The organism is Sulfidibacter corallicola, assembly GCF_017498545.1.
GTDB classification, from domain to species: domain Bacteria; phylum Acidobacteriota; class Holophagae; order Acanthopleuribacterales; family Acanthopleuribacteraceae; genus Sulfidibacter; species Sulfidibacter corallicola.
Genome location: NZ_CP071793.1, coordinates 10988890 through 11003172 on the forward strand (window position 1 = coordinate 10988890; position 14283 = coordinate 11003172).

Annotated in this window: 2 protein-coding genes; both read left to right on the forward strand. The window is 64.5% G+C overall.

Features of this window, described 5'->3' with window-relative positions; genetic code table 11:
- Positions 1–33 precede the first annotated feature (33 nt).
- A complete protein-coding gene (locus tag J3U87_RS32580) occupies positions 34–9345 on the forward strand; it encodes a non-ribosomal peptide synthetase (RefSeq protein WP_237379990.1) in 9312 nt (3103 codons plus the stop codon).
- Positions 9346–9582: 237 nt separating this feature from the next.
- Positions 9583–14244, forward strand: a complete 4662-nt coding sequence (locus J3U87_RS32585; protein WP_237379992.1) for a non-ribosomal peptide synthetase — start codon at positions 9583–9585, stop codon at positions 14242–14244.
- Positions 14245–14283: the final 39 nt, after the last annotated feature.

The window sequence follows — 14283 nt, forward strand, 5'->3', positions numbered from 1 at the left end:
TCTATGTGTGAAAACGGAGCTTTGGACACTGCAATGGACATTGAAGCGTTCCTGCTGGAATTGACAGAACGCGACATCAAGTTGTGGCGTGAAGGTGCGAATCTTCGTTACGACGCCCCAGAGGGGGTCATGGACGAGGATACCCGAGCTCGCATCGTCGCCAACAAATCCCATATCCTGGACTACCTCCGGTCGGGTTCGGCGACGGACCCGATCGAACTCGCGGACCGAGGTCGGCCGCTGCCCCTTTCCTTTCCGCAGGAGCGCCTGTGGTTCCTGGACCAAATGACACCCCAAAACACGGCCTACCTGCTCCAGGCCGGTCTGCTGCTGGACGGTCATTTGGATTACGGCCTGTTGCGGCGCACCTTGAGCGCGCTGATCGAACGTCACGAAATCCTGCGCACCTCGTTTCCGGCCGAAGACGGCAAACCGGTCATGCGCATCAGTGAGCGCACCGAGCCCGTCGTCGAAAAAGCCGATTGGTCCCATCAACCGGGCGAAATTCAATTGGCCCTGCTGAACGAGCTGGCGACGGACCAGGCCCGCACGCCTTTCGACCTGGCGAGTCTGCCCCTGATGCGGATCCACCTGGTGCGCTTCGGGCCGACGAACCACGCGCTGCTGATCACCATGCACCACATGATCACCGACGGCTGGTCGACCGGGGTGTTCACTCGCGATTTTTCGCGTTATTACGAGGCGTTCTGCCAGGATTTGAAACCACGCATGCCACCACTCCCGATCCAATTCGCCGACTACGCGTGCTGGCAGCGGCGGAAACTGGCCAGGACCCAACACCTCCACCTGGCCTTTTGGTGCCAACACTTGGAGGGTGCGGCGCCGGTCCTGGAGTTGCCTTGTGACCGGCCGCGTACGGCACGGGTTCAGTTCCACGGTCGCGCGGAATCCTTCTCGTTGCCGCCGCTCCTGACGCGCCGGCTGAGCCGCTTGGCGGAATCCTGCGAGGCCAGCCTGTTCATGGTGTTGCTGGCGACGTTCGCCACGCTGTTGATGCGTCTTTGCCGCACCGAAGACCTGGTGATCGGGGTGCCGGTCGCCAATCGCGAACGGGAGGAGCTGGAGCACTTGATCGGGTTTTTCGTGAACACGCTGCCGTTGCGGCTGCGGGCCGGCACCGGAACACCGTTCCGCGACCTGGTGGCCCAGGTGCGCGAGGTGACCTTGGACGGATTCGACCATGCCCAGGTCCCGTTCGAAAAGGTCGTCGAAGCGGTACAGCCCCGTCGCGACCTGAGCCACAACCCTTTGTTTCAAGTGATGTTCGCGCTTCAGAATACGCGCAGGGAACGGCTTCAGATGCCGGGCCTGACCGTGCGCCCCCTGGATTTGGACACGATCACCAGCAAGTTGGACCTGTCGCTCGTCATGTGGCCGGAGTCGAACGGCGAGGAGCTGCACGGGCTCTTCGAGTACAACACCGAACTCTTCGACCAGGTCACCATTCGACGCTGGATGGGTCATTTCCAGATTCTGCTTCAGGCCGCGGTCAACGGACCCGATCGGGCTCTGACCGACCTGGCCCTGATCGATACGCGCGAACGCAAGATGTTGCTCGACGCGGGCCGCCCCTCGGTGAGCACGGACAGTCCGGGCGGTTGCCCCCATCGCCGGTTCGAGATCCAGGCGGCGCGCTATCCCGATGCGGTGGCCCTGATGCGCGGCCCCCGCGAAATCAGCTACGGGATGTTGAACCGCAGCGCCAACCGGGTGGCCCACGTGCTGCGCAGTTTGGGTGTGACGCCGGAGACCACGGTGGGTCTCTTCATGGAACGCACGACGTCCTTCCCCGCGGCCCTGCTGGGCATTCTCAAGGCCGGTGGCGTCTACGTGCCCCTGAATCCCGACTACCCGCCCGCGCGCCTGGCCTGGATGATGAGCGACGCCCGGATCGGCGTCATGGTCACCGAATCCCACCTGGCCGAGCGATTGCCGCACCACCACGCCCGCCTGGTCTGCCTCGACCAGCTCGACGATCCCGGCGAACCGGGAGCCACGGCCGGCACCGACGATCGCAATCTGATGAGTGCACCCCACCCGGAAAACGCGGCCTACATCATCTACACGTCCGGATCGACCGGCAAGCCCAAGGGGGTGGTGGGCACGCACGCCTCCTTGATGCGCCACCTCGAGGCCCGCAACCGCCTCGACCGCATGCATCGCGGCGACCGCATGCTGCAGATGTCGTCGCTGAGCTTCGACATGTCGCTGGAACAAGTGACCGCGCCGCTGCTGGTCGGGGCGACCTGCGTGCTGCCCGAGTTGCAACGTTGGGACCCGGAAGCGTTCGCCGGGGAGTTGGAAGCGCGCCGGATCACCCACCTGATCCTGCCGCCGGCCCTACTGCAACAGTGGCTGGATTCCTGGCTGGAACACCCGGAGCGCCCGCCGCTGGCGCATTTGCGCATGGTCCAAAGCGGTGGAGAGGCGATGCCGCCGGAACTCCTGGAGCTGTGGGCGGATTCGCCGCTCAAGCACCACGCGCGCCTGGTCAACGGCTATGGCCCGACCGAGGCCACCATCTGCGCCACAGCCTTCGAAGTGCCGGAAACCTGGTTCGAAACGGCGCCGCCCAGCCGCATTCCCATCGGCGGGGTGCTCGGCGCGCGATCGATTCACGTGCTGGACGTGCGCGGCAACATGTTGCCGACCGGGGTGCCAGGCGAGCTTTGTATCGGCGGTCCCCTGTTGGCTCGTGGTTATTTGAACCAACCGCGACTGACGGCCGATCGCTTCCGACCCGATCCCTTCGGCGGCCGGCCCGGCGAGCGGCTGTACCGCACCGGGGATCTGGTGCGGTTCCACCCCGATTCGGAGGGCCATCCCGGCGCGCTGGAGTTCCACGGACGCCTGGACCACCAGGTCAAGGTGCGCGGATACCGCGTGGAGTGCGGCGAGATCGAAGCGGTCCTGATCGAACACCCGGCCGTCCATGCCGCCGCGGTGGTGACCCGAGCCGACGCGACCGGGCAGAACGCGTTGATCGCCTTCGTGGTCACCGAGACGCACACCAACGAGCTGAGGGCCTTCCTGGCGGCACAACTGCCCAACTACATGATTCCCGCCCACTTCGTGCTGCGCGGCCAGTTGCCGCTGACCGCCAGCGGGAAGACCGACCGAGCGGCGCTGGAGCGGGTCGATGCCGAGAACACCTACATCGAGGACGGCAGCACGCGCGGCTACCAACCGCCGTGTACACCCACGGAGGAGTTGCTGGCCACGACGTGGTCGGACGTGCTGCAAATCGGGGCGATCAGCCGCGACGCCCACTTTTTCGACCTGGGCGGACACTCGCTATTGGCGACCCGGGTCGTATCCCGGGTGCGCGCCAGCTTCCAGGTGGACATGCCGGTGCGCCGCCTGTTCGAATTGCCGGTGCTGGCGGATCTGGCTCGCCACATCGACAGCCAACGCCGCAAGCCGCACCAACGCCTTCCACCCATCGAGCGACGCGATCGCAGCCTGCCACTCCCGCTCTCGTTCGCCCAGGAGCGCCTGTGGTTTCTCGATCAACTGATGCCCAATCACGCCTTCTACAACATGCCCGCCGCGGCGACGTTGACCGGTGAGCTGGATACCGCGTCCCTGACGCGCGCCTTCAACGAGCTGATTCGGCGCCACGAGTCGCTGCGCACCCACTTCCCCGCCGTCGACGGTCGCGCCACGCAGGTGGTCGCCGAGACGTGGGAACTGGAGCTGGCGGTTCACGATCTCGAAAACCTGACCGAGGACTGTTGGCGCCCGTCCATGCTGCGCCTGCTGGACGAAGCCTTCGAGGAACCCTTCGATTTGAGCGGTGGCCCCCTGCTCCGCTGTGGCCTGATTCGCATGGGGCCGCGAACCAACGTGCTCTACTTCGTGCTTCACCACATCGTTTCCGACGGCTGGTCCATGGGCATCTTTCTCGACGAATTGACCCGCCTCTACCAGGCGTTTCACGGCGGCAAACCCAGCCCGCTCCCCGAACTCACCACCCAGTACGGTGATTTCACGGTGTGGCAACGCGCCCACCTGCATGTGGAGCCCCTGCTCGCCTACTGGCGGCGGCATTTGGCCGATGCGCCGCCCTTGCGTCTCCCCACCGATTTCCCTCGCCCACCGATGCCCAGCTTCCGCGGCGGCAGGGTGCGTCACGGCCTGGACGCTTCCCAGGCGGCAGGTCTGCGAGCCATCGCCGGCGCCTGCAACGCCAGCCTGTTCATGGTGTTGCTGTCGGGGTTCAGCGCCCTGTTGGCCCGCTACAGCCGCCAAGAGGACATCCTGGTGGGGAGCCCGATCGCCAACCGCAACTATCGCGAAATCGAGGGTTTGATCGGCTTCTTCGTCAACACGCTCGCGCTTCGTTGCGACCTGAGCGGGAACCCCAGCTTTCGCGATCTGGTGCTGCGGGTCCGCGAGACGGCGTTGGAGGCCTACGCCCACCAGGATCTGCCGTTCGAGCGCCTGGTCGACGCGATGGTACCCGAACGGGATATGAGCCGCAACCCACTGACGCAAGTCACGATGGCGCTCCAAAACGCGCCGCGGGCCCGCCAACAGATCATGGCGGGCCTCCACCAGGAAGCGCTCGACTTGGCCCCAAAAAACGTGCGTTTCGACTTGGAGCTACACATCTGGGAGGTCGAGGATCATCTGCTCTGCGATTTCTATTACTCCCGCGACCTGTTCGAAGAAGAGACCATCGACGCCATGGCGCGCTACTTCACCAACCTGTTGGCCTCGGCGATCGCGTCGCCCGACACGCCGTTGGACCGTCTGTCGTTGGTCAACGCCAACCAGGAACGCACCTTGATCGCGGCCGCGGGCCTGACCGCCAAGCCCTTCAGCCAGAGCCGTTGCCTGCACCACCTGTTCGAAGACTGCGTGGCCCGCCACCCTGAACGGATCGCCCTGCTGGACGAAGCGCGAGAAATCAATTACCTGGACCTGGACGTGGCGGCGAACCGCCTGGCCCACCTGCTGCGCGGCCGCGGCGTGACCACCGAAACCAGGGTGGGCCTCTGTCTGCAGCGATCGCCGGAAATGGTCACGGCCATGTTGGCGGTGCTCAAGGCCGGTGGCGTCTACGTCCCACTGCAGCCCGACTATCCCGATGCGCGGCTGCGCACCATGGTCGCGGACAGTCGCCCGGTCGTGATGCTCTGCGATACCACCTCGCGCGAAGCGGCGGCCGTGGCGGCATCGACGATCAAATGCCCGGTCATCGTACTCGACGACGAACGCCACCTGCGCGCGCTCCGCAGCCAACCGACGGTGGCGCCCCCCTGTCGCGCGGCACCGGAGGCCGCGGCTTACACGATCTATACTTCCGGTTCGACGGGTCGCCCCAAAGGGGTCGTCATCACCCACGAGGCCCTGGTCAACCACATGCAGTGGATGCAGGGCCGCTTCCCCCTGACCCCCGACGACCGGGTACTCCAGAAGACACCGTTCTTCTTCGACGCCTCGGTTTGGGAGTTCTACGCGCCACTGCTGGCGGGCTCGACCCTGGTTCTCGCCGCACCCGACGGCCATCGGGACCCGGCCTACCTGGTGGATTTGATCGACCGCGCCCAGGTCACGGTACTCCAATTGGTACCGTCGCTGCTGCGCCTGCTCCTACAGGAAACCGATCTGGGGACCTGCGCTTCGCTGCGACGGGTCTTTTGCGGCGGCGAAGCACTGACACCCGATGTCCAGACCGCCTTTTACGGTGTGTGCTCGGCAACCCTGATCAATCTCTACGGCCCTACGGAATGTTGCATCGACGCCACCGCCTGGGTCTGCCGTGCCGATCGCCCGCCGTTGATCGGCACACCGATCGACAACACGGCCGCCTGGATCCTGGACGACCGAATGCAACCCGTGCCGCCCGGCATACCCGGCGAGCTGTACCTCGCCGGAGCCGGGCTGGCCCGGGGCTATCACGGGCAGGCCGGCATGACCGCGGCCCGTTTCGTTCCCCATCCCTTCAGCAACCATCGCGGTGCGCGACTGTACCGCACCGGCGACCGCGTGCGGGTCCGCCCTTCGGCGGGTGCAGCCGGCCCCTTGGAGTTTCTGGGCCGCGTCGATCACCAGGTCAAGATCCGTGGGCACCGCATCGAGACGGGTGAAATCGAGGCGGAGCTGGCGAACCACGAAGCGGTTGCCGACGTGTCGGTGGTCGCGCGCGAGATTCTGCCCGGCGAATCGCGACTGGTGAGCTACGTGGTTCCGGATTTCGCGTCCTGGGACCAGGGAAGCGAGGGTGCCGAGCAACTGTCCCGTTGGGAAGAAGTCTTTCAAAACAACTACAGTACGACGTCAAGAGGCTCGACGGGGGACGGATCGCAAAGCGAACTCCAGCAGGATCCCCGCTTCAACACGGTGGGCTGGAACAGCAGTTACACGGGCGATCCGATCGCGGCCGAGGAAATGACCGAATGGGTGGAACGGACCGTCGAGCGCCTGAAGCGCTTCCGCGCCCAACGCATCCTGGAAATCGGATGTGGCAGCGGCCTGCTAGTCTCGCGACTGGCTCCCGCCTGCAGCGTCTACGTGGCCACCGATTTTTCGCGAGGCGCCCTGGATCACTTGGAAACGGTTCGCGCCGACCACCCCGAGTTGGGCCACGTTCAAACGCGTCTGCAACCCGCCGATTGCTTCGATGGGCTGGATCCCGATTCCTTCGACCTGGTGATTCTCAACTCGGTCATCCAGTATTTTCCGAACATCGACTACCTGATGCGGGTCATGGAAGGTGCCGCCCGCGTGCTGAGAACGGGTGGCGCCATCTTCGCCGGCGACGTGCGCGACCTAGGCCTGCTGGAAGCCTTTCACGCCTCGGTGGAGTTGTTCAAGGCCCAACCGACCGATACGTTGGCCCAGTTGAAGTACCGAATCCAACAGGCGATGCTGCAGGAAGAGGAACTGTTGGTGGACCCCGCCTGGTTTTTCTTGTTACGAGACCGCATCGGACGCCTCGACCATACCCAGGTCCTGTTGAAACGCGGCCGTTTCCACAACGAGATGTCGCTGTTTCGCTACGATGTGGTGTTGCACGCGGGCATTCGCCCGGTTCCCGCGGGGGCGCTCTCGATTACCGAGCTGGAACCGTCCAGCGACGGTCCCACCCTGGCGCGCGAGTTGACCCATCGCCAGGCGGATCTGGTTCGGGTTCGCGGTCTGCGAAACAGTCGCGTGAGCACGGCCCTGGCCGCGGTAGCCCTGATGCGCGATTTGGACGAGAAAACGACGGCCGCCGCGCTGCGCGATCAACTGGCCGACCTGCCCGCCCGGGGTTTCGATCCCGAACGGATCTGGACCCTCAGCGAGGAACACACGGCCAAGCTCAGCATCGCCGGACGAAGCGGTCCCGGTCGCTTCAACGTGATGTTCCGACGAGCCCACGCGCCGGCACGGCCCATCGCCTGGGACACGCCGGTACTCGATCCCCGCCGCCCGTGGAGGAGCTACGCCAACGATCCGCTGCAGAACAAATTCAGCAGAAAGCTGGTGCCGCGTTTGCGTAGCTTCCTGGAGCGCCGCCTGCCCGATCACATGATTCCGGCGGCCTTCGTCATGTTGACCGACATGCCGCTGCTGCCCAACGGCAAGATCAACCGCGCTGCACTCCCGGTGCCCGAACGCGTTCGACCGGATCAGGTGGATTTCGTGGCACCGCGCGATCGCCACGAACGCCTGCTGGCCTCGATCTGGAGCGAAGTGCTCGGTCTGAGCAAGGTCGGGGTTCACGACAACTTCTTCGAATTGGGGGGCGATTCGATCCTCAGCATTCAAATCGTGTCGCGCGCGAACCAAGCGGGCCTTCGCCTGTCGCCACGCGATCTCTTCCAAAACCAGACGGTTGCCGACCTGGCGATGGTGGCCGGCACGGACGAACCCTGCCATGCGGATCAGGGCCCGATCACCGGATCGGTGCCGCTCACGCCGATCATGCACCGCTTCCTCAGCCAGGCGCCGCCCACCTTGGCCCACTTCAACCAGAGCCTTTTGCTGCAGGTCCCACCCGATTTCGATCCACTCGCCTTCACCGAGACCCTGCGCCTGCTGATTCACCATCACGATGCGCTGCGTTTGAGAATGGTGCGCGAGGACAGCGGGCCACGCCTGGAACACGGCCCTGCGGAACAACAGCCGATCCTGACCCGGCACGACCTGAGCGCCATGGCGCCGGAGGCCCGCCTCCAGGAATTGAGCCGTCATTGCTCGTTCATGCAGCGGGAGTGCGACCCGATCCAGGGTCCCCTGTTGCGGGCGTCCCACTTCGATTTCGGCGGCGACCTGCCAGGCCGCTTGTTCCTGGTGGCCCACCATCTCGGGGTCGACGCCGTCACCTGGCGAATCCTGATGGAGGATGCGGGAAAGGTCTACCGAGCCATCAAGACGAACGGGCCGATCTCGCTTCCGCCCAAAACCACCTCGTTCCAACACTGGTCGCGCACGGTTGCCGCCCACGCCAACGAACCCTCGGCCTTTCCCTCGGCAGAGCTGGCCCATTGGCACGACCTCGTCGAGCGGAACCCGACCGCCCTGCCGACCGATTATCCGGTCACGGACCGCAACAATCGCTTCGGCGATCGCCTGACCTTGTACACCGCCCTCGACGAGGCGACCACCCGCTCGCTGATTCAGGACGTCCCGCGCGCCTACAACACGCGAATCAACGACGTCCTGTTGAGCGCCCTGCTGCAGACGGTCGCCGCCTGGACCGGCCGGGCCGAGCTGTGGGTCGAACTGGAGGGCCACGGTCGCGAGGATTTATTTCCCGGCGTGGATCTTTCGCGCACCGCCGGCTGGTTCACGACCCAGTTTCCCGTCTTTCTCGATCACCCCGGTGCCGGCGAGTCGCTCGATCGGGCCGAACGTCAGGGTGACCTGCTGAAATCGGTGAAGGAACAACTGCGCGCCATTCCCCGCAACGGCTTCGGCTTCGGCCTGCTGCGCGAGCTGCGTGGCGATGCCCGGCTGCGGGCCCTTCAGATTCCCGAAATCGGTTTCAATTATCTGGGTCGGTTCGAGCCGACCGACGGTGAGAGCCCCTTCGTTCCGGCTCCCGAATGGGTGGGCCCCGATCAGGACCCCGCCATGGGATGCGACCATTTGATCGATTTGCACATCGTCACCAACAATCGAGAACTTCACGTGAACTGGCACTATGGCCGACACCTGTTCCGCCGCGACACCATCGCCCGCTTGGCCGATGATTTCCTGGCCTCCTTGAGAGCAATCACGGCCCACTGCACCTCACCCGAGTCCGGCGGTTTCACTCCGTCCGATTTCCCCCAGGCCGACCTCGACATGGCGGAATTGGACGAAATTCTGGACGAACTGGAGGAATGACCCACCTGACGGCCTTGTTTCGACCGATACCGATCGCCCAATCGGAACCGGCACCGCCCCTGCCCTGAGGCCCTCGAAACGGCCCGCCGAGCCCGTCCCCCAAAGCCCGTTCGGGACTCCGGCACTTGCTCTTCCGACATCTTCCTTTCCGGCACCGGCGCCATCTTCTCACCCCCACACCCCACCTCCCTGCGACGCCGGCCATGCCCCCATTTCATCGATCAAGGTGTGTTCTCTATGGTACAAGATCGCAATATAGAAGATATCTACCCCCTATCGCCCATGCAGTCCGGCATGCTGTTTCACGCCCTCTACGAGCCCCGCGCCGGCCTCTACGTGGAGCAGGCCGTCTACGAACTGGCCGGCCCCTTGGAAAGCACGGCCCTCAAACGAGCCTGGCACATGGTGGTCGCCCGGCACCCGGTCCTGCGCACGCTGTTTCTGTGGAAGAAGCGCAAAAAGCCGCTGCAGGTGGTTCGTCGCCAGGTGGATGTTCCCTGGCACGAGGAAGATTGGCAGCGGTTGTCCGGCGAGGCGCGCGAGAAACGACTCGCCGCCTATTTGGAAGACGATCGCGGCCAGGGTTTCGACCTCGGCCGCGCACCGTTGCAACGCTTCGCCCTGTTTCGCCACGGCGCGGAGCGGTTCACCCTCATTTGGACCCATCACCACATGCTTCTCGACGGATGGTGCATTCCGTTGATCTTCAAAGAAGTGCTCACCTGTTACCTGGCCATTCGTTCGGGCCGGGCGCCACGCCTGGAAACGGTGCGTCCCTACAAGCATTACATCGCCTGGTTGGCCCGACAGGACCGGGAAAAGGCCGGTGTTTTCTGGCGCGACTCACTCTCGGGATGGGCCGCACCCACCCCATTGCCGCTGGCCGCCCATGCCGCGGAATCGACGCGTGGGCGCGATTTCGCGGCGTTCGAGCGCAGGCTCACCACGGAGTTGACCACCCAACTGAAGCAGCTCGCCCGCGACCATCGCATCACCATCAACACGCTGGTCCAGTATGCCTGGGCCCTGGTTTTGATGCGCTATACCGGCCATCGAGACGTAGTGTTCGGCGCCGTGACCAGCGGACGCCCCGCCGAGTTGGGCGGGGTGGAGAACATGATCGGGCTGTTCATCAACAGCGTGCCGATTCGGGTCGATTTGCGCGGGGACGCGCCGGCCCTGACCGGTCTCCAGGCGCTACATGCACGCAACATGAACATCAACCAGTACGCCTATCTGCCGCTTTCCGACATCGCCGCGGCCTGCGACACGGGCCAGGGCCGCGACCTGTTCGAGAGTCTGATCGCCTTCGAGAATTATCCCGTCGACCGCGACCTGAAACAGCGCCCATTCGACGTCCAGCTCCTTCAGACCAAGATGCTGGAAAAAACCAACTACGGCCTCAACATCCTGGTTTCCCCGGACGAAGCCATGTGGTTCGAATTCCTCTACGACACCGGGTGCCTGACTCGGGCCAAAACCGAAGCCCTGGCTGCCGCCCTGCGACAGGTCCTCACGGAACTGGCGGCGCACCCGCGCAAGCGACCTTCGCAACTGAGCATCATGGACGAAGCCGCACTCGCCGCGCGCTTGACCTCGGCCATCGTGCCCGCGACGGAGCGTGGCCGGCCGGAGCCGGTCACGGAACGCTTCGCCCGGGTGGCCGGGAAGGCGCCCGAAACGACGGCCTTGGTTCAGGGTGACGTTCGGGTGTCGTACTGGGAACTGAAATGCACCGCGGACGCCTTGAGCCGGCGGTTGATCGAGGCGGGCATCGAACGGGAAGAACCGGTGGGGCTGCTGCTCGAGCGGTCCCCTGAATGGATCGCGGCTCAATTGGCGGTCATGCAGGTGGGCGGCGCCTTCGTACCGCTGTATCTGGACGCGCCCGCGGAACGGGTGCGCTTCATTCTGGAGGACTGTGGCGCGAGAATTCTCATCGCCGCGGCGCCGATGGCGGAAGAATACGGCCTGAACGAGATTCTGGTCATCGATCCCGATCGAAGCGATTTGCACGAGGCGCCTCCGGCGGATACTCCGGCGCCGATGCCGCCCGGCCCCGACCCGCAAGACCTCGCCTATTTGATCTACACCTCCGGTTCTACCGGTCGTCCGAAGGGCGTGATGATCGATCACCACGCCCTGGCCAATCTGGTGGACTGGCACTGCAAACGATTTCACCTGGAACCCGGCGTCCGCACCAGCCACCTCGCCAGTCAGGCCTTCGACGCCTCGATTTGGGAAATCTGGCCCACCCTCGGCGCCGGCGGCGAACTGCACCTCCCCCTGGGCGATGACCTGGACTCACTGGAACGGTACCAGGCTTGGTTCGAGCGGGCGAAACTGGATATCGCCTTTCTACCGACGCCACTGCTGGAGCCGTTGATGGAGCTGGACTGGTCGCGGTCGCAGTACCCACGCCTGATTCTGACCGGCGGCGATCGCCTGAGTCGGACCGCACCGGGCGATGCACCCTTCCGATTGGTGAACAACTACGGCCCCACCGAGAACGCGGTCGTGTCCACTTCGGGACTGATCCCTCCCGGCGAGATGGAGACACCACCGACCATCGGCGGACCGATCGCCGGCGTTGCCGCCCACGTGCTCGACGCGGATTTGATGCCGGTTCCTCCCGGCTCCGTGGGTGAACTCTACCTGGGCGGCGTCCAGGTGGCGCGCGGTTATTGCCGGCGTCCGGCCCTGACGGCGGCGTCGTTCGTACCGGACCCCTTCGGTACCGCGCCAGGGGCGCGCCTGTATCGAACCGGCGACCTGGTGCGCATCCCGTTCGCACCGACAAACGAACCGATGTCGGGTTTCGATTTCGTGGGTCGGCGCGATTTCCAGGTAAAGTTACGCGGGTTCCGCATCGAACCCGGCGAAATCGATGCGGTCCTGTTGAGCCATCCGGAAGTTCAGCGCGCCCTCACCGTGTTGGACAGAAACGGTCCCGCACGCCTGGTGACCTTCGTGATCGGATCGGCCGCGGAAACATCCATGCGCGCCCACCTGGTCGCCAATCTTCCCGAATACATGATTCCATCGCAATTCTTCGAACTGACCGAGTTGCCGTTGACCGCCAACGGCAAAGTCGACCGCAAGGCACTGATCCAACGTGCGGCCGAAACACCACCACCCGTCGAGGTTCATTCGGCATCGGGAGAGCCGGCTTCGGAAACGGGATCGGAATCCGTGGATGAGACACCTTCCCAGCCACGCACCCCGGAACGAATGCACATCGAAGAAACCCTCGCGGCCATTTGGAGCGAGGTTCTGGGTCGGGATCGGGTGGGCCTGGACGAGAACTTTTTCGATCTGGGCGGCGATTCGATTCTCAGCATCCAGATCTTGTCGCGGGCCGTGCGGGCCGGTTATCACTTCACACTCAAAGAGCTGTTCGCCCATCCTACGGTGGCGGCCCTGGCCGAACTGGTCGAACGGGGTACCAGTGCCGCGAAAGACGAGGGCCCCAGCAGCGGTGAGGTGCCGCTGACGCCGATCCAACGCTGGTTTTTCGAGCAGGATCTTCCCAACCGGGATCATTTCAACCAGTCCTTGCTGCTCTCGGTGCCGGCGGAATGGACGGAGACCCAGTGGCAGGCGTGGGTTGCGAGCCTCGCCGCCCACCACGACGCCTTTCGGCTGCGGTTCCGTCACGACGGCGACGGCTGGCGCCAGTTCCATGTCGACGACGCCGAAAACCTGACGCTGGATGTGGTCGATTGCGACGAAATGGACATCGAGACATGCGCGGCGATGTGGCAGGAGCGGCTCGATCTCGGCGAGGGCCCGCTGGCCCGCTGTGTGTTGATGCGAACCGGGACACCGCGCAATCGCCTGCTCTGGATCGTTCATCACCTGATCGTCGACGGCGTGTCGTGGCGCATCCTGGTGGACGATCTGAACCACCTGGCGGTTCGCAAACGTGCGGGTGAACCGATCTGGCTGCCGCCGCGATCCACCTCCTTCAAGCGATGGTCCCAGATGCTTTTGGACTGGTCCCAACGGTCGTTGCCCGCCGAGCAGGTCGCGTGGTGGCACCAAGTTGCCGATCGGCCCCCTCCGCCGTTTCCCCGCGATCGAAATGCGACGGAGGGTGCCAATACCTTGGAATCCTGCGAAAGCGTGGCCGTATCCTTGGACGAAGAAGCGACCGAGGACCTGCTATTACGGGCACCCCGGGCCTATCGTTCGCAAATCGAGGATCTCCTGTTGAGCGCCCTGGCCCTGACCATCTGCGAATGGAGCGACCAACCCGCGTTCCCGGTGGAATTGGAGAGTCACGGTCGAGAGGCGCCCCTCTCGGAAGTGGACCTCTCACGCACGGTCGGTTGGTTCACGGCTGTCTATCCCTTGTGGTTGGAGCTCCCCGCCACGACGAACCTGGGTCGCGTCCTGACCGCGATCAAGGAATTGCGTCGGGCGGTTCCCGATCACGGCATCGGTTGGGGACTGTTGCGTCATCGGTCCGGCGCGCCCGAACGGGAGGACGCCGCACGAGCGGCCGCCGAGCGAGCCATTCGTGCCTGGCCCACCCCTCCGATCAGCTTCAACTACCTGGGTCAGTTCGACAGCCTAGCCAACGACGAGGACCAGGAACTCTACCTCGCCCAAGAAAGCACCGGGCTCGACATCGCCGCCCAGGGCCGACGAACCCACCTGTTCAATCTGAACGCGCTGATTCGGGACGGCCGCCTTCACCTGAGTTGGACCTACAGTCACCATCTCCACGATCGAGTCACCATCGAGAACCTGGCCCGATCGTACATGGACCACCTCGCGAAACTTATCGAACACTGCCTGGACCCCTCCGAAGGCGGATTCAGTGCATCGGACTTCCCCGCCGCGCGCCTCGACCAGAACCAACTCGAAGAGTTCATCGCCCAATTGGAATTTTGATCGAAAGCCCCCCGCCCACCGGGAACGACCCCAAGCACA